Source organism: Vibrio campbellii CAIM 519 = NBRC 15631 = ATCC 25920, from assembly GCF_002163755.1.
Taxonomy (GTDB): Bacteria; Pseudomonadota; Gammaproteobacteria; order Enterobacterales; family Vibrionaceae; genus Vibrio; species Vibrio campbellii.
Map to the genome: position 1 here is coordinate 1316333 of NZ_CP015864.1, position 21594 is coordinate 1337926.

Annotated in this window: 21 protein-coding genes; 12 read left to right on the forward strand and 9 right to left on the reverse strand. The window is 45.1% G+C overall.

All coding sequences use genetic code 11. From position 1 onward, the window contains the following. The first annotated feature begins 14 nt into the window (after window positions 1-14). Together A8140_RS22075 and phnX are read left to right on the forward strand one after the other, a co-directional pair. Window positions 15-1394 (forward strand): aspartate aminotransferase family protein, encoded by a 1380-nt coding sequence (locus A8140_RS22075; RefSeq protein ID WP_005535165.1) that lies wholly within the window; start codon window positions 15-17, stop codon window positions 1392-1394. Between the two features lie 80 nt (window positions 1395-1474). Beyond that, entirely contained in the window at window positions 1475-2290 is an 816-nt protein-coding gene (gene phnX, locus A8140_RS22080; RefSeq protein WP_005535164.1) for a phosphonoacetaldehyde hydrolase, read from the forward strand. Between the two features lie 85 nt (window positions 2291-2375). Here phnX and A8140_RS22085 read toward each other — a convergent pair whose 3' ends face one another. Together A8140_RS22085 and A8140_RS22090 are read right to left on the reverse strand one after the other, a co-directional pair. Continuing rightward, window positions 2376-2738: a hypothetical protein gene (locus A8140_RS22085; protein WP_005535162.1), complete on the reverse strand. Its 363-nt coding sequence runs from the start codon at window positions 2736-2738 to the stop codon at window positions 2376-2378. Window positions 2739-2747: 9 nt separating this feature from the next. Then, entirely contained in the window at window positions 2748-5123 is a 2376-nt protein-coding gene (locus A8140_RS22090) for a S8 family serine peptidase (RefSeq protein ID WP_005535160.1), read from the reverse strand. Window positions 5124-5559: 436 nt separating this feature from the next. Here A8140_RS22090 and A8140_RS22095 point away from each other — a divergent pair, with 436 nt between their 5' ends. The 3 genes from A8140_RS22095 to A8140_RS22105 all read left to right on the forward strand — a co-directional run bounded on the left by A8140_RS22095 (window position 5560) and on the right by A8140_RS22105 (window position 7767). Beyond that, window positions 5560-6816, forward strand: coding sequence for an SGNH/GDSL hydrolase family protein (locus A8140_RS22095; RefSeq protein ID WP_005535158.1), 1257 nt, complete (start codon window positions 5560-5562; stop codon window positions 6814-6816). A gap of 172 nt (window positions 6817-6988) precedes the next feature. Next, entirely contained in the window at window positions 6989-7309 is a 321-nt protein-coding gene (locus tag A8140_RS22100) for a DUF4377 domain-containing protein (RefSeq protein WP_005535153.1), read from the forward strand. A 35-nt stretch (window positions 7310-7344) separates the two neighbouring features. Then, window positions 7345-7767, forward strand: coding sequence for a hypothetical protein (locus tag A8140_RS22105; protein ID WP_005535151.1), 423 nt, complete (start codon window positions 7345-7347; stop codon window positions 7765-7767). A gap of 121 nt (window positions 7768-7888) precedes the next feature. Here the strand turns inward: A8140_RS22105 and A8140_RS22110 are convergent, their stop codons facing one another. Then, complete coding sequence (locus A8140_RS22110; protein WP_005535149.1) at window positions 7889-8428, reverse strand: NUDIX domain-containing protein; 540 nt, start codon at window positions 8426-8428, stop codon at window positions 7889-7891. A 259-nt stretch (window positions 8429-8687) separates the two neighbouring features. On the opposite strand from A8140_RS22110, the gene A8140_RS22115 reads away from it, so the two are divergent. Continuing rightward, window positions 8688-9179 (forward strand): hypothetical protein, encoded by a 492-nt coding sequence (locus A8140_RS22115; protein ID WP_005535147.1) that lies wholly within the window; start codon window positions 8688-8690, stop codon window positions 9177-9179. Between the two features lie 91 nt (window positions 9180-9270). Here A8140_RS22115 and yjjG read toward each other — a convergent pair whose 3' ends face one another. Next, window positions 9271-9945 (reverse strand): pyrimidine 5'-nucleotidase, encoded by a 675-nt coding sequence (gene yjjG, locus A8140_RS22120; RefSeq protein ID WP_005535145.1) that lies wholly within the window; start codon window positions 9943-9945, stop codon window positions 9271-9273. Between the two features lie 149 nt (window positions 9946-10094). On the opposite strand from yjjG, the gene A8140_RS22125 reads away from it, so the two are divergent. The 4 genes from A8140_RS22125 (at window position 10095) to A8140_RS22140 (ending at window position 12497) form a co-directional block, all read left to right on the forward strand. After that, window positions 10095-11003, forward strand: coding sequence for a LysR family transcriptional regulator (locus A8140_RS22125; protein ID WP_005535143.1), 909 nt, complete (start codon window positions 10095-10097; stop codon window positions 11001-11003). Between the two features lie 69 nt (window positions 11004-11072). Further along, a complete protein-coding gene (locus tag A8140_RS22130; protein WP_005535141.1) occupies window positions 11073-11387 on the forward strand; it encodes an antibiotic biosynthesis monooxygenase family protein in 315 nt (104 codons plus the stop codon). A gap of 16 nt (window positions 11388-11403) precedes the next feature. Further along, window positions 11404-12090 (forward strand): helix-turn-helix transcriptional regulator, encoded by a 687-nt coding sequence (locus A8140_RS22135; RefSeq protein WP_005535139.1) that lies wholly within the window; start codon window positions 11404-11406, stop codon window positions 12088-12090. A 224-nt stretch (window positions 12091-12314) separates the two neighbouring features. Next, window positions 12315-12497 carry a hypothetical protein gene (locus tag A8140_RS22140; RefSeq protein WP_005535137.1) on the forward strand — a complete coding sequence of 61 codons (183 nt, stop codon included), beginning with the start codon at window positions 12315-12317 and terminating at the stop codon, window positions 12495-12497. A gap of 65 nt (window positions 12498-12562) precedes the next feature. On the opposite strand, the gene A8140_RS22145 is transcribed toward A8140_RS22140, so the two are convergent. The 5 genes from A8140_RS22145 to A8140_RS22165 all read right to left on the reverse strand — a co-directional run bounded on the left by A8140_RS22145 (window position 12563) and on the right by A8140_RS22165 (window position 20066). Next, entirely contained in the window at window positions 12563-16684 is a 4122-nt protein-coding gene (locus A8140_RS22145; protein ID WP_005535135.1) for a M66 family metalloprotease, read from the reverse strand. A gap of 31 nt (window positions 16685-16715) precedes the next feature. After that, the gene (locus A8140_RS22150; RefSeq protein ID WP_005535132.1) at window positions 16716-17582 is read right to left on the reverse strand and encodes a hypothetical protein; all 867 of its coding nucleotides are present in this window, start codon (window positions 17580-17582) and stop codon (window positions 16716-16718) included. Between the two features lie 1037 nt (window positions 17583-18619). Continuing rightward, window positions 18620-18853: a hypothetical protein gene (locus tag A8140_RS22155; protein ID WP_005530132.1), complete on the reverse strand. Its 234-nt coding sequence runs from the start codon at window positions 18851-18853 to the stop codon at window positions 18620-18622. Between the two features lie 148 nt (window positions 18854-19001). Then, window positions 19002-19556 carry a sugar O-acetyltransferase gene (locus A8140_RS22160; protein ID WP_005530134.1) on the reverse strand — a complete coding sequence of 185 codons (555 nt, stop codon included), beginning with the start codon at window positions 19554-19556 and terminating at the stop codon, window positions 19002-19004. Window positions 19557-19667: 111 nt separating this feature from the next. After that, window positions 19668-20066: an OsmC family protein gene (locus tag A8140_RS22165; RefSeq protein WP_005530136.1), complete on the reverse strand. Its 399-nt coding sequence runs from the start codon at window positions 20064-20066 to the stop codon at window positions 19668-19670. A gap of 184 nt (window positions 20067-20250) precedes the next feature. Between A8140_RS22165 and msrB the strand changes: the two genes are divergently transcribed. Beyond that, entirely contained in the window at window positions 20251-21393 is a 1143-nt protein-coding gene (msrB, locus tag A8140_RS22170; protein WP_005530138.1) for a peptide-methionine (R)-S-oxide reductase MsrB, read from the forward strand. Between the two features lie 44 nt (window positions 21394-21437). Beyond that, the gene (locus A8140_RS22175) at window positions 21438-21584 is read left to right on the forward strand and encodes a DUF2256 domain-containing protein (protein WP_005530141.1); all 147 of its coding nucleotides are present in this window, start codon (window positions 21438-21440) and stop codon (window positions 21582-21584) included. The last annotated feature ends 10 nt before the right edge of the window (window positions 21585-21594 follow it).

Sequence of the window (21594 nt, forward strand, 5' to 3'; positions counted from 1 at the left end):
ATTGAGAGAGCGTTATGACTCAGAATATCAAACCGACTCATTTCCGCAGCGAAGGCGATGTCAACACGACACCAGCGCGCCAAGCTTGGAATGCATCGATGGACGACGAACGCACGCAAGCTTTGTTGAAGCGTGATTCGGAGGTCTTTCTTCATCAAGCCATGTCAACGCCTTGCTTAGATACCTTGGAAGCAGCAGAAGGCATCTACATCCAAGATGCTACCGGCAAAAAGTACATGGATTTCCATGGCAATAACGTCCACCAGTTGGGCTATGGTCATCCGCATGTGATTAAACGTGTGCAAGAGCAAATTGCCAAACTGCCGTTTTCACCACGTCGTTTTACCAACGAGACCGCGATTAAATGTGCCGAAAAACTCACCCAAATCTGTGGCGGCGAATTGAACCGCGTGTTATTTGCTCCGGGTGGCACATCTGCGGTTGGCATGGCACTTAAACTAGCGCGCCACATCACGGGCAACTACAAGGTGGTGTCTCTGTGGGATTCCTTTCACGGCGCATCGTTGGATGCCATCTCAGTGGGCGGCGAAGCGTGTTTCCGCCAAGGGATGGGACCATTAATGGCAGGCGTTGAGCGCATTCCACCAGCCGTATCTTACCGAGGCGCTTTTCCAGTCGCGGACGGCAGCGACGTACATTACGCCGACTACCTTGAATACGTGATTGAGAAAGAAGGCGGCGTGGGCGCGTTTATCGCAGAAGCGGTTCGTAATACCGACGTACAAGTGCCGAGCAAAGCCTACTGGAAACGCATCCGTGAAATCTGTGACAAACACAATGTCATGCTGATCATCGACGACATCCCGAATGGCATGGGTCGCAGCGGTGAATGGTTTACCTACCAAGCCTACGACATCGAGCCAGATATGCTCTGCATCGGTAAAGGCTTGGGCGGAGGCTTAGTGCCTATCGCAGCAATGGTAACCAAAGACAAATACAACACCGCCGAGCAAATCTCAATGGGTCATTACACTCATGAGAAAAGCCCTATCGGTTGTGCTGCCGCGCTGGCAACCATGGAAGCCATTGAGCAAGACGGCTTGCTAGATAAAGCCAAAGCCGACAGTCAGTTCATGCGTGAAAAGCTGCTAGAGATGAAAGCCAAATACCCAGTGATTGGTGATGTTCGTAGCATCGGCATGTTATGGGGCATTGAGTTGGTCACTGACCACGAAAGCAAAGCACGCGCGTATGACGAAGCGGAAGCTGTGCTGTACCAATGCCTCAACAATGGTGTGAGCTTCAAGGTGTCGCAAGGCAATGTGATTCAACTCAGCCCACCGCTGATCATCACTCGCGAACAACTGACTGAAGCGTTGGCGATCTTCGAAGAAGCGATCGCCAAAGTGTGTAAAGACTTTAACTACTTCTAACCTCAACAAAAACCAATTTATCCTGAGCGTAGTTCCGACGTGTAGGCAAGCGCTCTGGCAAGCAAGAAAAAGGATTGAACATGAGCAACTCACCAATTCAAGCAGTGATCTTTGACTGGGCTGGCACTATCGTTGATTTCGGCTCTTTTGCGCCAACCAGCATCTTTGTGGAAGCGTTCAAACAAGGCTTTGATTTCGAAATCGGCCTTGAAGAAGCGCGCGAACCAATGGGGCTTGGTAAGTGGGATCACATCCAAGCTGTGGGTCACATCCCTGCGGTTGATAAGCGTTGGAATGAGAAGTTTGGTCGCTCAATGACCAGCGAAGACATCGACGCTATCTACGCAGCATTCATGCCTCTGCAAAAAGCAAAAGTGGCAGACCATGCAGACCCAATCCTTAATGCGATTGAAGTTGTGAACGGTCTGAAAGACAAAGGCATCAAGATCGGTTCTTGTTCTGGTTACCCTCGCGAAGTGATGGACGTACTGATTCCAGTGGCAGCGGATTACGGTTACAAGCCAGATTACGTAGTAGCAACGGATGACCTACCGCAAGGTGGTCGCCCTGCACCATTTATGGCACTGAAGAATGTGATTGAGCTGAATGTAACTGACGTTAATGCGTGCATCAAAGTGGATGACGCAGCACCAGGCATCGATGAAGGTCACAACGCTGGTATGTGGACCGTTGGCTTGCTGCTGTCTGGTAACGAAGCAGGTCTGACGTTTGAAGAATACCAAGCCGCAGACGAAGCTACGCTCAATGCCGCTCGTGAAAAAGCGCGTGCAAAATTGCTCAAGAGCTCGCCGCACTACCTTATCGACACCATTGCTGACTTCCCAGAAGTGGTTGCAGATATCGAACGTCGCCTAACGGCAGGTGAGCGACCGTAGTCTTCATCTTCCACCAATAAATGAAACAAACGCCCCTCACGTGAGGGGCGTTTTTCTTTTTGGCACTATCTTAAGGAGGTTTGGCTTATTGAAGCGTACTTCCGTTAGATAGCAGCTTTCTTGTCGGCTCTTGCTCGGTGTATTCGACCGCATCGTGATCCGCGAGCTTATCGACTTCCGCCTGTTCACCCACCACAACCAACACTTGTTGTTTCACCAGAGCGTCGACCACTTCAATGTTGTGCTGACGAAGAAGCGCTCTCACTTCGCTCTCTTTCCCTTCATGATACTTAACAAAGTAACGTGCAGGTTGCTGCTCGGCTTGATCTTGGCGTTCATCCACGAGAGGAAATCCTTGATTGTTTGCCAAGCTGCTGGAGCTCAGTCCGATTGCCAATAGTGCGGTAGCGCCTACCACAGACAAATAAAGTAAGGTCAACTTCTTCATAGTCACTCCTTATTGAAAGGTTAGAGTCCAACTGTTGATGGTACCTGTGTCTCTTCTGGCATTGTCCACCGCTTTAAGTTCCCATGTGCCTTGTGATTCAAAACCAGAGAAATCCGCTTGGAAACTGGTTTTAATGTCGTTCGCACTGCCGCCCGCGTTGTCGTGCAGTACCACTTGACCACCATCTGGCGACGTTAATGTGACATAAAGATCACCAATGTAGGTGTGAGTGATATCCAAATCGACAGTCACTGAACCTGCATCGCCAGAGCGAGCCACATCTAATGAGCTTACAACGCCAGACGCTTTGTTATCAGGAATCGCTACCGCATCCGAGTTGGTGTAGCTAGAAGGTGTAGAGCCGCCACCAGATGAATCACCCGAACCGTTATGCGTCGCGACAAGAGAAACACCAGAGTACGCGCTATAGCCGTAAACCAATACTTCATATTGCCCTGCGCCAGATACGTTCAAGCTACAGCTTTCGCCATTACCGCCCGCCCATGAACGACAGTCGTAAGTGCTGGTGCTTGGTGTGCCATTAAAGCGCACGTAAAGGTCAGCATCACCAGAGCCACCACTCATGTTGAATCTCGCTTGCGTTGCATCCGCAGAGACGTCAAACACAAATACTGTGCTTGATTTGCTGCCGCCAGAAAGCTGTGTTTTCGCTACACCGTTTTCTAGAACGTTGTCGTTGCCAGAGCCGCCGCCATCCGGACCATTACAGCCAGCGTCTAGGTATTGTTTCGCAGCCTCAGCATTCACAAGACCATGACCAGTGCGGTTATCACGACCTGTTACGTCAATGTCCGTTGCTGTCTTGATCAGCGCGTTACGTACTTGAGCTGCGGTACAGGTTGGATGGTAACTCCATACCAAACCTGCAACACCGGTTACGTGTGGCGTCGCCATCGAAGTACCGTTGTAATACTCGTAGTCTTCACCCTTAGTGGTCGATACCGTGATGTCTTGACCAACGTAGCCCAATAGCTCCTGACCAAAAGCACGATCAACTGTCACCGACACAATACGCGCCGCGTTGTTTTGATCGACAAGGAAAGGATTCTGCAATCCCGGTAGCTCAGAGTTACTGTACACAATCGCTGCACTCGCACCTGCGTTGTAACACGCTTGAACTGCATCGATTTCTGGGTAATTACCAGATGATTGGTTGCCCACACGCTCGGTCAAACAGATCTTGCCCGACATATCGCCACAGCTGAAGCTGCTACCGGATACGTCACAGCTTGCTAGTGTCGCCGCAATAGAACCGACAACAGGATCAGGACCGTAACTGCCGCCCGATTGGATCAAGCGGTTGTGAGGAACGATGCCACGATCGAACTGGCTAGCACCGTTCAAGCGAATGTCTGAAAGCTTACCTTCGCCAACTGTCACAGTAGACAGAATTGCTACACCCGGACCTGCGATTTCAACTTGGTCTGTCGCTTGAGAGAACGCCGCGTGATTACGCTTATCATCCACCGCCGCAACCGACATTACCGAATCGTAAGACGCTGGGTAGCTGTGCGCAGTATTCCCGCTATTACCCGCAGCAGCAATCAGCAGCACGCCTTGGTCGTAAATGGTTTGCAACGCGTTTTTCTCCGTCACACTTGATTGGCTACCACCAAGGCTCATGTTGACCACGTTCGCGCCGTTGTCAGCACAAGTTTGTACCGCTTTCACCAAGCTGGATGAGTAGCCCCAACCCGCTTCATTGAACACCTTGACGATGTGCAAATTCACGTTTTGGTTTGGCATAACGCCTTTGATGCCCTCTGTGTTGGCAATCGCGGCAATCGTACCCGCTACGTGTGTACCGTGAGCGTTGTTGTTCCCCGGAACACTCCAAGAGCCTGTTCCGCTATCGTTTGTACCCGACACTCGGTTACCACTCAGATCGTTGTGTGCGAGGTCGTAGCCTGAATCGATGATACACACAGTGCGGTTACCTGCACTCGAGTCATCCAAAAGCTGAGCGTTAACCGCCTCATAGCCCCATGGGATAGTCTCACTTAACAGATAACGCGGTGGGTCAATCTCCACGTATTCCACATCACTGCGGTTACGCAGTTGCCCCAGTTCCGAGTCTTCCATCTCCACACTGTAGATTGCGCGGTTTCCTAGCTTTTCCACTTTACGCGCTTTGAGCTGATCTAAAACCGACTCTTGCGCGATGCGTGGCCCCCAGAAAGAGTTTCCACCTAATGCTGAAGGACTGGACGTATCTTCTTTAAATTTGACGATGTATTTGGTCGGCAAGTTAGATTCGTCGAACCCCGTCAGAGGAGCCGCATGCGCTGACATCGAAAATGTCATCGCAACTGCAACGGCAGACAATGAAAACAAGCCATTTAATTTATTTGTTGTGTAGTGCATTTGCTCTATTCCTTTTGAGCTGATTTTTATTCACTTTATGCTCATGAAAAATCATAACCATGAGTTGTGCATGAGCTAATCAGCTATAGAGCATCTGTTAAAAAATCCAAATAATTCATTTTATAAATATATGATTATTAATAAACGATCATTTAAACAACAGTTACAGTTAACATTAAAAATTAACAATTATACTTATAAAGCAATTACTTAATTACACAAAAAGTGCATGTTAAATTAATGTTAGTGAGTAATTATTCTATTTTTTATAAAATTATACTATTTACGAAATCTATTGAAATCCGATTGTGGTACCAGAATTGATAAAATGAATAATTAGATATTTGACTGAATGGCGTATTCACCCAGAATGAGGAGAGTTGATGAGATAACTTTTCATCTAAATCATGACGATTATCATTAAAGAGAGTGAATCATGAATAAGACCATTACGTTACTTAGTGCATTATTACTACCATTAAATCTTGCTCACGCAGCCGACTCATCAGAGCCTTCTTACCAGCTAAATGCCTCAGAAGTGAGAAGCGCACAACAAAAGCAAACATACACCTACGTACGATGCTGGTATCGAACTAGTTATTCACATGATGACCCAGAAACGGACTGGGAGTGGGCAGAAAATCCAGATGGCAGTTATTTCACTATCGAAGGCTATTGGTGGAACGCACTCTCGTTTAAAAACATGTTCTATACCAATACATCACAAAGCGTGATCAAGCAGCGCTGTGAACAAACACTCGATCTTGCGAACGAAAATGCGGACATTACCTACTTCGCTGCCGATAACCGTTGGTCATACAACCACTCGATTTGGAGTAATGATCCTGTGATGCAGCCAGATCAAATCAACAAGGTCGTGACACTGGGTGACAGCTTATCAGATACCGGGAACATCTTTAACGCGTCACAATGGCGATTCCCGAATCCAAATAGCTGGTTCTTAGGTCATTTCTCTAACGGGTTTGTATGGACAGAATACATTGCTCAAGCGAAGAACTTGCCGCTATACAACTGGGCGGTGGGTGGCGCTGCTGGCGAAAATCAATACATCGCGCTAACAGGCGTTGGAAAGCAAGTCTCTTCTTACCTTGCTTATATGCAGCTGGCGAAAAACTACAACCCTGCCAATACCCTGTTCACCCTTGAGTTTGGATTAAATGACTTCATGAACTACAACCGCAGTGTTCCAGAAGTAAAAGCAGATTATTCGGAGGCCTTGATAAAACTGAGTGATGCTGGCGCAAGAAACTTCTTACTCATGACCCTACCTGACGCGACCTATGCGCCTCAGTTCAAATATTCTAGCCAAGAAGAAATCGACACAATCCGTGCGAAAATCCTTGAGACGAACGAATTTATCAAAGCGCAGGCAGCTTACTACACTGCACAGGGGCTCAACATTACGTTGCACGACACCCATGCACTCTTTGCTAGCTTGACAGCTAACCCTGAGCAACATGGCTTCAGTAACGCAACGGAAGCATGCCAAGACATCAACCGCTCGTCTGCTGCTGATTACTTGTACAAACATTCGCTGCGTTCTGAGTGTGCGTCCGTTGGTTCAGATAAATTTGTATTCTGGGATGTTACCCACCCGACCACAGCAACGCATCGCTACGTGGCTGAGGATATGCTAGAAACCACTGACCAACTTTCGAATCATCCATTCTAAGCGGTCTATTAGAACCTAGAACCTCTCAACATTTGAGAGGTTCTATCAATAGCAGTTAGAGACAGACCCAAGCAAAAACGTTCGGCTCGGGTTTATCTTTTTTATCGAGGGGTTACCATCATTTATTGTCAGTCTTGCTATGATGATTTAGTAAACCTATTAGGAGCTAAAAATGAATCTAAAACGCTGTGTGTTCTTACCGTTAATGGCTGCAACGCTATTTGGTTGTGCTCAACATCAGTCTGATGACTCCGTGAACATAATGACAATTAACATTGCTCCAGAGCTCGTAGACTGTGTCGGTGTGGCTCCGATGAAATGCATGGTAGTAGATGGTAACTACTTCTATGATCAAATAGACGGTTTCGAGTTTGAACCCGGCTATGAGTACACCTTACAAATAAAGCGCATCCAGCGGTTCACTCCTGAAAATGCGCCTGCCGACGCTAGCTTATATCGATATGAACTCATTGAAGTACTAGAGAAGCGGTAACAATACGATTCATCGCCCATTGAAAGGAAATTCCTATGTTTGGAAATTGGAAACGAAACCGCCAAATTCGAGAAGTCGCAAAAGATATAACGCCGAAATTAGCGCTCAAGTATGGTGAGAAAGCAGATTACTCGAAGGAAGAGAGCGATTGGGCGCTGAAAGAAAACGGGAAAACAGACAATACCTTTACCCTAATCGCATACGGCATGTTGATTAACCAAACTGCTTATGTGCCGATGGGTCTAAGCCAAGAGCTAGGTGAACATGCTGAATTCCAATCAGAAGTCTCACTTGCTTTGTTTGACCAAGCGACGGCTCTGGTGAGCGTCAGTGCTTTACTGACTTACGCGGAGATTCAAGACAGCCACAAACAACAGCCCGCTACCGATTCGGATGATTTCGATGCTGATGGAGGAGACTTTGTAGGAGACGGCGGTGGAGATGGTGGCGGTGAATAGCATCACGCTAGCATCTGTGGCAATAAAAAGCGGCGTTGAGTCATCTCAATATTAAACACGAAAAGGCTCATCACGAGCCTTTTAGCTTATCACCTTGAGTAACTTAGAAGCTTCGTTTTGCTTACACCAAGCCTTTCAATTTCGCCAAACCATAAGCGGCGATGGTGACGCAGTCTTTGATTTCACCATCTATCATCATTTGCTCGAACGCTTCAACTGTGAACGAGCGTGTGATCAAGTCTTCTTCTTCACTGTCTAACTGGTTGCCCACTTCAGATAACTCACTCGCAAAATACACATGACAAGTCTGGTTTAAGAATCCATAAGCGATGAACTGCGCACCAACGTACTCCATCTTATTGGCTTGCATGCCCGTCTCTTCTCGAAGCTCACCTTTTGCTAGCTCAAGATGATCCGCATCTGGATTTGATTCCCACGCCCCTTGTGGGATTTCCCAACAACGTTGCCCTACGGTGTAACGAAACTGCTGTACTAAGTGAATCACGCCGTTATCGATCGCTAGAATCGCTGCACAGTCTGGCTTGTCGACCACACCGTAGATGCCTTCTGCTCCGCTAGGGCGTTGGATCTTATCTTCACGTACCGTCATCCATTTGTTTTGATACACCACTTTGCTGTCTAGCTGCTTGATGTCTGCCATGAGAGTCCTTACTGCTTGATTCTTCGAAATTAGTTATTGGATTAGAAGCCATTCTAACGCTGTTTGCGTGTCAGTTTGTAGACGGTTTTCAAATTCAACGCGCTTATTGGTATTCAATATATCGCATCAAAACAATCATTCATCGCAATGATTACGATGGTGCGAAATGGCAAGTTTTCAGTTCGAGGAACTCATATAGTTAACCCATCGACGCAAGGCATGGCTTTGCAAACTTGTTCATTATTGATTGAGGCTTCTTATGGGCGCATCGGATAAAGTCTACGGTTTCAACAATCCACAACGTCTGTTTGTTGGTTATACCTTGGCGGTATTGGTAGACCTTACGGTACTGAACTTCTATGACGAATATTGGGATTTTGTAACCATTGATTCATTTACGATTTCTTTCGCCGCAGCGTTACTGCTTCAGTTGCTCTTGAAGCTGTCTATCAAAGCGGAACACAAAATCGCAGAGTACTTTAAATCGAAGCCGGGTACGGCACCTAAGATTTACCGTGGTATCTCGACTTACGTTATCTTGGTCGGTTCGAAGTTCATCATGCTAGAAGCCATTAACATTATGTTCGGCGACAAGGTTGACTTTAGTGGTCCTTGGAACGGTGTCGTCGCCTTCTTTGCGGTGGTGTTTACCATCCTGATTTCAGAAGTCATCGTCGGTAAGGTTTACTTCAAGCTTGGTGAGAAAGAGCAACAAGCACAACGTGAATTAGCTGAAAACAACGCTAGCTAATAAGCAAAATCGATGAATACAAAACAGCATCGATAAAAACCAAAAAGCGCTGAGAAATCAGCGCTTTTTTCGTTTACTTGTTCACTTAAGCTTAAGCGACGAGGATGCTCTTAAGCTCGTTCAACGATTCCACCGTGTAGCTTGGTACAATACGCTCATCCACACTTGCACCTGTGGTGTTCAGCCAGCATGTTTCAATACCGAAGTTGTTGCCACCCAAGATATCAGAATGCAGGTTGTCACCCACCATCAAGACACGCGTCTTACATGGGTTACCCATTTGCGTCATCGCGTATTCAAAGATACCCAGATCCGGCTTAGCAATACCAACTTGCTCAGAGATCACCACATGCTCGAAGTAATCGCTCATACCTGTGCGCTCTAGGCGAATCGCTTGCAGCTCGGTAAAACCATTAGTGATGATGCCCATTTTGGCTTTACCTTGTAGCGCTTCCATCAGTTCTTTTGCGCCCGGCAGCAACGTGCAGATGTCTGCCATCGCTTCTAAGAACGCACTGTTGAGATCCGCCGTTGTGGTGTTGAGCTTTTCTGCCCACTCAGTAAAGCGTTTGTGCTTGAGCTCATCTGCTGTCACTTTACCATCTTGGTAATCCACCCAAAGTGGCTTGTTCACCGTTTGGTAATGGGCAAAATCTTGCTCGGTAAAATCTACGCCTTTGCGAGAAAACATCAGCTGTAAACCTTTGAAGGCATCAAAGTGAAACAAGGTTTCGTCAGCGTCAAACAAGATCCAATCGTATTTCATTTTCTTCTTTCCAATATCCAGGTCGTTTTCTGCCGCATAGTCTAATTGTTTTCTTCTTTAAGATAATCTCTATAATTGGAAAATGATTGTAGCGTTATTCTCAACAATAAAATTAATAATAGATAATCCCAATAACCTAGGAGCACACCGTGAATGCCATTGCGTCACTGCCAGTGTTTGTCGCTGTCGTCGAATGCGGCAGCTTTTCCCTTGCTGCCAAGCAGTTAAACCTCACCAAATCGGCGATCAGCAAACGCATTAATCAACTCGAAGATGACCTCGGTATTCGCTTGCTTAATCGCACTACGAGAAAGCTCAGCTTAACCGAAGCTGGACGTCGATACTTCGAGTACGCTTCACAAGCAGTGAATCTTGCTCAACAAGGTGTCGATGCCGTTTCTGAGCTGCAAGGCTCTCCCCAAGGTCGGCTCAAAATCACAGCCCCTATGTCTTTCGGTGTTTTGCACGTTGCGCCACTTATCAGCGAATTTCTCACACGTTACCCGAAAATTGAGGTCGATTTACAGCTAGAAGACGCCATGGTGGATTTGGTCGAACAAGGCTTTGATTTGGGGATTCGCATTGGCGAACTTGCAACTTCTAACCTTGTCGCTAAGCGCCTTGCTCCGTGTAAAAGCGTACTGTGCGCCTCTCCCGCATACCTAGAAGAATTTGGCGTACCAACCAAACCAAGCGATTTGGTGACGCACAACTGTTTGCGTTATTCGTATTTCCGAGGCGGCGTCGAGTGGATGTTTATCAACAGCGGTAACGAATATAAGGTGCTGCCGAAGGGCAACTTTGTGGTCAACAACAGCGAAGCGATTCGCCAGTTGCTTTTGAGAGGTTCTGGTATCGCTCAATTGCCGACTTTTATTGCAGGTAAAGACTTTGCTGCTGGCAACTTAAAACCACTGATGGAAGAGTTCTCTCTCCCTGAGCATGCCATCTATGCGGTGTTTCCAGAGCGCAAACACATGCCATTGAAAGTGCGAGTGTTCATTGACTTCATCAGCGAAAAACTCGGCACTGATACACCGTACTGGGATCGCTACTGACAGGTTCTGACACTCCATCACGTTAACCTTATTTCGAACTTAACCAACCCACAGAAATAAGGAAAAAACATGGAAACTGTGATTGAAACTGTACAATTTCGTCTGGCCAATGGCGCAACAGAACAAGACTTTATCGCTGCGGCAGAACAGTCACAAAACTTCGTGAAACAACAGCCAGGTTTTTTATACCGCTCATTGAGTCACGAGGCTGCAAGTAATACGTGGACTGATATCATTTACTGGCGGTCACAGGCAGACGCAACGAATGCAAGCAAACTGTTTACTCAATGCGAAGATTGTAAACCGCTAATGAACCTGATTGAGCCCGAAAGTGTTGAGATGAAACATCACAGCGTGAAGATGTGCAGCGAATTAGAAGACTAACCGAGATAGGAACACCATGAGCAAATCAGAGCGACTGTTTGAACTACTGACTTTGTTACGTGCTAAACGTTATGCGGTGACAGCAAAAGAGCTGGCAGACACCATGCAAGTCAGCGAGCGCACTATTTATCGTGATATTCAGTCGTTGCTGAACTCTGGAGTTCCCATTCAAGGAGAAGCTGGAGTCGGTTATATGCTACAAACCGGCTCTCATTTACCGCCATTAATGTTCAGCGAAAAAGAGATGATGGCACTAGAGCTCGGTATGCGTATGGTACGCGCTTGGTCTGATGCCGAGCTCGCCGATGCCTCGCGATCCGCTTCTGCTAAAATCCTTTCCGTATTGCCCGACAAACTCAAACAACAAGTGGAAGACTGTCCACTGATTGTACCTGAGTATCACATCCAGTCAGAAAGCGCGAAACGCGGACAATTGCTGCGTCATGCCATCAATAACAACTTTAAGGTCAGCTTGGATTATGAGGACGAGAGCGGGCAAGTGACCGAACGTAAAATCCAACCGTTAGGCCAGTTCTTTTGGGGCAAGGTTTGGACACTCGTCGCATGGTGCGAACTACGCCAAGATTATCGCCAATTCCGCCTAGATCGAATTCAAGCGATGCGAATGCATGATGAAGAATTCTTAGTAGAGGAAACCAAATCCCTCAAGCACTATATTGCACAGTATAAGCCGAGGGATTGAATCTCATGCATTGTACAAAAATTCCTCTGAAGGGGGATGTAGTGCAAATCTAAACGCCTTCTTAAATAAAAAACCATTTATTATCTGATATTTAGAGTCTGTGCATATTACAACACTACGCATACGAACATTTGGTTAATCTAATGTTTCATTTTTAACAGGTGCGCAACCATCATAGGAGCGCTAACTTAAGTAGCACGTCAACCACACCGGAGTGTGAAGCTATGAAAGTACTGATTCAATACACCCAAGCGGGTAAATATCGTGATCAAGCGTGGGAATCTCTGGCTCTTAAGGCAAAAGGCGAGATGCAAGCCGTGACGCCTTCCTATGCCGCACAACTTATCGAACAAAACAAAGCAACGCTTGTAATGACGGAAGACGAGCAAGTGATCTTACGTTCTTAATCTAATAGCGCCTGACACTAAAAAGGCCTGCATTGCTGCAGGCCTTTGTATAAGTCAATTAAGAGTTATTTACGGAAACTCACTGCCGTTGGTATGCGATCAAGCATCTTGTAGTAATCACCAGCCACAGCGCCGATATCACCATCCAAATACGCTTGAATCATACTCAGATCTTTCAGCCAAAGTTCTTTGTCAGCATCTGAAGATGCCATGTATCCTGCATACACATTGTCGACCGCGTACATCATGTCTTCGGCGTGATCGTTGTAAATCAAAAGCATCGCATCAGAGTATGCTTCGAACGCTTTCAGCTCGTCGTGCGCTTTACCACCTTTGTAGCTCAATGTTCCTGAATTTGCATCGATGACCAAATCACCCGAAGCCACATTCATAGTCATAAAGTTGATGAAGGACTGGCTAAACGACAGCACTCCTGCCGCGATATCCGCATCAATGGTTCGCTTCATTGCGTTGACCATTGGCGCATCCAGCAGCAATACTGGATCGTGGTATGAAGGAAGAATCGATGTACGGAATGCTCCCCATGCATTTTCCATGTCCGAAGCAATCTTACTTAGTTGCGCTGAGTCGTAGTTATCCAAGTACTTTTTCAGATCATAGCCTTCGCTGGTAACTAGCTGATTTGCATAATCATAAGCCAGTTTGTTTGCTTTTGTTGCCACAAACTTCTCGCCGTCGATAACAAACTCAACCTTGTCACCCGCGATGATACCGTAGCGGTCTTGTTGCTTCGTAAACGTATCAAACTGAGATTGCCCACGAGTCTTCACTGTATAATCGTAAGACTTCATTTGCTCCACACCCATTCTTAAGATGACATCGCCAACACGTCCACGACCTTCTGCACCAATATCAAGGAATCTTGCAATACCACGAGGCATTGGTGGTAAGGACTCCATTTGCTCAGTGATGTGTAGGTTCACGGTAACACCTTTTAGATTGGTGTATTCCTTACTGTCTTTACCCACCAATTTGATTGGCGTATTTAACGCATCATTTGCCAAGATGTTGCCCATAATATCTTCGTATTCAGCTTGCACCCCAGGGATATCAAGCAGCGATGCAAAGCTCACCTCATCGGTAAAACGGTTCGAGAATCGACGTGCCAAGAAATAGCTCGCAAGCGCTTTGTCTGGCCAGTTACCCAACACAGACACCGCATTTGACCAAGGGTAATCCGGGTCAAAGCTACCAATTGAGTTTAGAAAGCGTCCATTCGCAGTTTCCGCAACAGTTATGTAGCCCTCATCTGAATCTTCGATAAAGCGTGCTGCCAAACCATCAAAACAGCTGGCTTTTGAAAGATCATAATCAGCCGGAATTTGGTGTGAGTTATTATCTAACAGTTGACCAAAAGAAATCACTTTTTGATTTCCTGCTGCATTTTCTATCACACATTGATGCTCTGGTGTGCGCAAGATATCAAGGAAGAACGCCGCGGATTTTTTTGCGCCATTCGCGTAATCACAGAACCATGAGTTATCGGCTTTGCCTTCAGCACAGTATTGAGGGTTTGAAGCAAGGCGCAATAAGAAATCACCCGGCTTATCCGTTGAAGAAGTATAGCCAAGGTTGGTGTATAGATTGTCGATGCGTTCAAGATCTTCCATCTTGTCACGAATAGAACTCATTTCTATGTAACGGCGCACTAAGTAACCAGGGTAATCGGACGCGAATAATCCCGACGTTCCATATAGCTCCAAGTTTCGTCGATCATAGCTATCGAGATAGTTCTGCCACTCGTAAGAAACAATTTCTTCTAGGTTTGTGCCTTCATCAAAACGGTTACAATCGCTGTTCAAAGAAACGTTCCCATCGGTACAGAAATCGTAAGACTTACGCTCAATTTCATTCACTTTATCTAGGTAATAAAGTGCGCCATAACGAGTTTTCGCATTCAATTCTGGATCATCAGACAACGCAGCGGTGTCGAATCGGCTGAAGTCACAGTTGTAGAGTGATTTGCCTTTCTCGCCCGCCGTTAGCACCTTCACTTCAGAACACACCATCAGCGATTTATTGTCTGGATTGTTGCCAAACTTGTATGCAAAGCTTTGTTGGTAGGCTTGCTGGTCAGCGAGGTAACGAGCGTATGCCGCTTTATCTTTATCGCTCGCACTGTCTGCCGGTTTCGTTACAGGTACAGGAGCTGAACCGGAAGAATCTTGAATCGTTTCGACTTTACGACCGTAACCAAACTTAAACGCCGCAATATCGTACAGACCCCAAGTTGGCGTTTCATCCAACATGCTTGGTGCATAATCCATCGTCGAACTGTAAGCAGGAATGTTATTCAAACCAAGTTGCTGCGCTTGCTCTAGCGTGTAGTAGTTCGCTTTGTCATTTGAGCCTTTAAAGTTATGGCGCAGACCCATATTGTGGCCAAGCTCGTGAACAAGCGTATTGCTGTAAGTCGCAACCGTAATCGCATCAGCGGCTTTCACTTGTAACTCTTTTGGCAGGTATTTCCAACGCTTAAGCTGACGCGATACTTCGTTACCTGTGTCATCAAGTTTGATCTCAAAGTAACGCTCGTCATCCAACTTCAAGTTGTCCAACATGGCCTTGTTGGTTGAAGAAACCCAAGACGCTTCGATTGGATAAACGTTGTTCTCTGCCCAGAAAGACAAACGGTTCTCTTCGACGGCAACCACCTTTTCAAACTCCATATCATCATTGAAGTTTTTCATTAGCTGAGTTGGGCTCCTGGTCGCCGCTATTCCAGAGACGATGTCTTCTTTTGAAACGAGAGGCGCATGAATGTTTTCATCCGACTTCAGGCTCGCCATCGCCGCCATTGTAGAAAGTGCTTCAATTCTATCCGCGACTTCTGTTTTCACAGATTCGCTGCTGGTTGGCATTGGGTCTAGGCCATCTAAGTCGAGTTGGTTACGATTATAGAAACGCGCTAAGTTATCCCAATAAAAAGGTACACCCGTTCTTGCAACGCCTGCGTATTGGTTCACGTGCCCTTTTATGATCTCTCCCGTCATCGGGTTAGAAACCGACGGGCCGTAGCCAAGCAGACCGTTCGCTAAAGGCTCGTCAATCAGGTTAATCACGTTATAACGCAAATCACCTGGATGAATGCCAGCCGCTTTAGTTTTGTTCACAATCTCGATTTCAGGCTTGCCTGCATCCGCCCCAAATACATTCAGAGCTTGGTTCATCTTGTCAATCGATTTCAGCGTTGCATCCAAGAACAACTTGTTCTTCTCTTCAAAGAAGTTATCGCTCAAGTAGTATTTAATAGAACCTTGATTCGGGTTGAAACGATTGAGGTAAACCACATCACGGTCGTATTTATTCGTGACTGGGTTAAGCTTTTTCGTAGACGTCGTGAAGAAACCAATATCGTTCTCATCACCAACTGGGTACAAGATCGGTTGGTAACCTTCAGTTGCCACTTCACTTTCGTGCACCAACGAGTAGTAGAACCGAGATTTAAACGCGCCATCTACAAGGGCTTCATCCAAACTCGCTTTCGTTGCAAAGTTGATGTAGTCAGAAATATTATCTAAATCGATACGGAACGTGCGCTCTAGTTCAAAATTGAGGAGACCGTTTTTCGGGTCAAAGTCCCACGAGATCAATCGTGGAGCCCCAATTTCATCAATACCCTCGGTAATGCCATACAGATCTTCCATATTGAATTCTGCAATTTCAAGATCTTCAGGGCGAGGAATGAAGTGGGTTTTCTCCTTATAGCTTAAGCTTGCATCTTCGTTGGTTTCTTCTGTGTTTGTACAGTCACCATGCGCGTCTTCCTGACAGCGATACGCCGCAAAGTCACCCGGAATGGTCAGCACTTGCGCAAAGTTAACGCCATCGTCATCTGCGACAAATTTCTCTTCGCCACAGTAATTATTGGCATCTTTGCTAAGATGCGCATCTGGGTAGTTTTTATCATAACTTCGAACTTCCAGACCTTCTTTGGTAAAGCAAAGCTCAACGTAACGAGGTGAACCTTGCAAGAATGGGAATTGATTCAGAGCAAAGCGTGGCGCTGCACCAGTCGTTGGAACGTAGAACCAACGACCGTCTTTTAAGTCTTTAACCGCGATTTCTTTTGCGTCTCTTTCGACATAGTCATAAGCCTGATCGTCGGCGCCACAACCGGCAAGCCCGGCAGTGATCGCTGACACCAGAGTCAATTTTTTAAACATGGTTTGGATATCCTTAATTTTTGTTATTTTCCTAGAAGGAGTAAGCAACAGAGGCGATGTACGACGCTTTCTCTTGGTCAAGCAGGTCGATATTGCCCAGCGTTCCTCGTTCCGCATCTTGATAGAAGCCGGTGGAGGATGCTGCCAACGTTAGTGAAAAGCTCTTGTTGAATTTGTAGGTTCCGTATAAAGCACCTTCATACTGCCAACTGCTCCGTCGAGTCCCTTGATAACTGATGGTATTACCACCTAAAGCCGTGATGCCCAGAGAGAACGAATCCCAAGACTTTTCAGCGACAGAAAACAGTGAATAGGTCCACTCTGTGAGTGAGCGACCGCCATTCGTTTTGTACTTGTGGAAGTTCTTTTTGAGTCGTGGCGCGATAGAAAAATCAACGCTCCACAAAGAAAAAGAGACCGGTACGGCTAAACGAAAAGCTGTTTGTAGCTCATCGTTTCGCGAGTCTTCTGAGGTAGGTATGGTGAACTGACCTGCAACAGCAATTTTTCCCGTTTCACCAAAGCGATACAGATTCGAGTATTGCAAGCCAAGTAGTGAATCCGTTGCGTAAGTTCCAACTTCATCTTCTAGAGCACGGTAACCACCGGCAGAAAAGTAAGCTTTGATGTCTTTTGAAATCGCGTAGTTGAGATCCCCGCCCCAAGAAAAGTTGCGAACGGAGCGATAGTCGTCTTTGTCGTAAATATTTGTATCGTAAGAGAGGTAAACGGACCCACTTAGTTTACAAACTATACATGACGACTCTCCTTCATTTTGTGTAGATTCGATCCCGCTGCTATCAGCTACGTTGTTTTCTTCTGCGAGTAACGGCATTGAAAACAGCGTACCTAACAGCATCGCAAGCGGAGTCATCGTCCACTTAGTTGTGTGCTGCATGTTTTTAAACTTCCATGAAAATTAAGTTCATTAGAACAAACTTAAAGACAAACAGATTATTGGAATGACATTCTAAAAAAGTAACAATCAGACCAATAAACCTATCAACCATAAGATTTCTCGTATGGTTAAATCCTTATTCTATTTTTGATAGATCTATTTTTAGTTATTTGTGCTATTTGAAATTTATAACTCGTGATAAGTCAACGTTGTTAGAATATAACGATTCCATTTTTAAAAATTGCACAATCATATAAAGCAATCGTTGTTGTCATTACTAAAAAGACAACAATACCAATATTTGTCAAAAGCATACAAAAACAAGCTTTGAAAGAGACAGAAATGAGAAATACATGTTAATAGAACAGATGCATTTATGAGAACATCATTCCGTTATAACAATCCTTGTTATGTCATTTTGGTAGGCTAATTATTTAATCTTATAACTGAAGAATACTAATAAGAGAAATCATCAAAACCATCCGTTGTTAATAATGAATTTCGCATTTAAAACAAAAAATGGAAATAATATCAAATTCGAGTTTTCTAATATATTGACGTAACCCAAGAGTAGTTTGAATAGAAAGTCACCCATTAAGGTCGATAAAAATTACACAAACATTCACAAAATGAATAATTAAAGGCAGAGAACTCTAATTACAATACAAATGGGCTGCATATTATTGAATTTATATTCATTTAACTATTTTTTATAAATTTGCATTTTATGTGATAAAAATCACAACAACGTGAAACAAAAGACACAAATTTCAATAAACTTGAGCATCAATTATCTCATCAACTCTCAAAAATGAAGGGAAGCTTAAGGTTGTCTTTCTCTGTTCTTCTTACAATAAAGTTTGAATTATTTATCAACAATAGCAGTAGGTTAGCGCCGACAGTCTCTCATCAAAAACTGAGTAGCAGGCATGGAAAGACGTTAAGAGTAAAAGCACTAACTCAATAAATTTCTGGTTTGAATATTCAGCGAATCAAAACGCACACTTATGCTCTGGGTAAGCTGCCAAGGCGACAGCTCAATCTTGAATGGTTTTGTTACCACAATTTTCACAGATCAAATGACGAGAAAAATCGTCCATCGAAGCTAAAAAAGCACCGAAGACAGCACTTTTGAGAAACCCAGTAATGAACTCTTTCTTCCCGCGGTTTTTATCACCCTCAAAAGCACTTTTCTTTCTAACTAAAACCACAACGTGGTGCGTTTCCACTCCACACGAAGGACACATAACAACTTCCGGCTTATTTGACATATCAGCTCCTGAACTCGCTCTGGTGAATTCATTCTTGTTAAAAACGTCATAACTTTCGATATAAGCACATGAAATTTATAAATTAATGAAATTGATATGTAAATAAGCGCTTATTGGTTATGAGAATAAGCGCTGTGGGTATGTGTGATTACTCGTCCTCGTTTAGGCGACGAATCAATTTGGCAGGCGTACCGCCATATAGACAATCTGGTGGAACATCACTGTTTACCACGGAGTTAGCAGCAATTACTGAGCGAGCACCAATAGTTACCCCTTGGTTGATGACCGAATTGCCACCGATCCAGACGCTATCTTCAACTGTGATTGGCTTACAAAAGGTTTCCCACTTGAGTCGGCTACGGTAATCCAGAGAGTGCGAAGCGGTATAGAATTGAACACTAGGGCCGATAAGAACGTGGTTACCAATGGTGATTTTAGCGCCATCCAACATCACGACATTCATATTGATGAAGGTCTCTTCGCCGATTTCAATCGTCTTACCAAATTCACAATGCAGCGGAGCTTGGATGATGCTTCGCCCAACTTTACCAAATAGATTCTTTTGCAACGCATCGCGTTGAGATTCATCGGTATTGCTATTAAACGCCATCAACGCATGAGTAGCACTAGAACGCATTGCTTCGATTTCTTTATCGGTACCATCAAATATTTGGCCCGACATCATTTTCTCTAATTCGGTCACTGGATCATTCCTACAACTTTTGACCAAGCTAGATTAGCGTAAAAGAGGAATAAAAAAAGAGAAAAGCACGGGCTTTTCTCTTTCCTATTTTGTCGTTGAGTCACGTCGGAGTTATACGATTTCCCAGCTGTGAGTCATCTCAACACCTTCACCTAGCATTAGGCACACTGAGCAGTATTTTTCCAATGAGTCCGCCGCCACTTTAGCTACGATTTCTGGGTCTAGTGCTTCACCAGAAACTTCAAAGTGAATGTTCACCTGAGTAAAGATACGTGGCGCGGTTTCACGACGTTCCGTGGTTAGCTTCGCGTTAACAGAAGCCACTTTCTGGCCTGCCGTTTTCAGACCATCAACAACGTCTACAGAACTACAACCACCTGCGGCCATAAGAACCATTTCCATCGGACTTGGCGCTGTTGCACCGCCATTACCATCCATCACGACTGAGTGACCAGATTGAGACTGACCTAGGAATTTAAAGTCTTCGACCCATTTTACTTCTGCTTGCATGGTTTCCCTCATTAATGCTTCTGCCTCACCGATGATTGTCTTCCGATGAGCGTGTATTTTATGCCGTTACTGTAGCCCCCTTGAAAAAAAGGGCAAAGAAATTTTCATCTTCACTGTAATTTTTTCGCTCTTCAGTCTGTCCTGTTACGTAAGATTCATTGAGAAAATGACGTTTGAGGAAGTTATGAAGAAAGTATCTAAGTTGTTGGTGGGATTCTCATTCACACTCCCTGTAGTTTTCATCTTGCTAAGTAAAACAGGTACCGCCGATACCATAGATAAGATGAACGCATTTGGTAAAACTGACATCGCAACACTTGCGGGTGGCTGCTTCTGGTGTACCGAATCGGATTTAGAGCAATTAACGGGTGTTTTAGACGTGGTTTCTGGTTACTCAGGTGGTGATTTAGAAAACCCAACTTATCGACAAGTCTCTTCTGGCAAATCCGGCCATATTGAAGTGATTGAGGTGAAGTACGATCCTGCTGTCGTCAATTATGAACAAGTATTGGATTACTTCTTCCGCCATATCGACCCGACTGATGCCAAAGGCTCATTCGTCGACCGTGGTCCTCAATACCGCCCGGCGATCTTCTATCATAATACGGAGCAAAAGCAGATTGCTGAGCAGTTTATGATGGAAATCAACAAGGCGATGATCTATCCAAAACCGTTGAAAACAGAACTGATCGAGTTTGAAAAGTTCTACTCTGCGGAGTCGTACCATCAGGATTACTATAAGAAGAGTAGCCTGAAGTACAAATACTACCGCTACGCATCAGGTCGTGATAAATACCTCGACGAAGTGTTTGGTGAAGATCGTAAAGACAACCCAAAAACACTGCGTGAACTTATCAACGAAAAAGAGCTGGTGTCGAAAGTGAAGGTTTACGAGAAACCTTCAGACAAAGAAATCAAAGCTAAATTGACTGAGCTTCAATACTACGTGACACAAGAAGAAGGTACGGAGCGTCCCTTTAACAACAAGTATTGGGATAACAAAGAAGCAGGCATTTACGTTGATATCGTCACTGGTGAGCCTTTGTTCTCATCAACAGATAAGTACAAATCTGGCACAGGTTGGCCAAGCTTTACCAGACCAATTAACCCAGGCTACATCGTAGAGAAAACCGACTTTAAATTGGTTTATCCGCGCACAGAGATCCGCAGTAAGTTTGGTGATTCGCATATTGGCCATGTATTTAAAGATGGCCCTAAGCCAACGGGATTACGTTACTGCATGAACTCAGCCGCAATGGAGTTTGTACCAGTTAATAAGATGGCGAGTTTAGGCTACGGCGATTACCTGTACCTATTTGATAAGTAGCTAGGCCACTGTTTTAACCAAATTAGGAGTGAACATTCAGCGCAATGAAAGGTTTTAAATCCAACCTTCCCATAAAAGTCTGTCCGGTCTGTCAGCGCCCATTTTCTTGGAGAAAGAAATGGGCGCGAAATTGGGAGGAAATCGTTTATTGTTCTGAGCGTTGTCGAAGAAATAAATCAACGAAAACGTAGGTCACTCCGA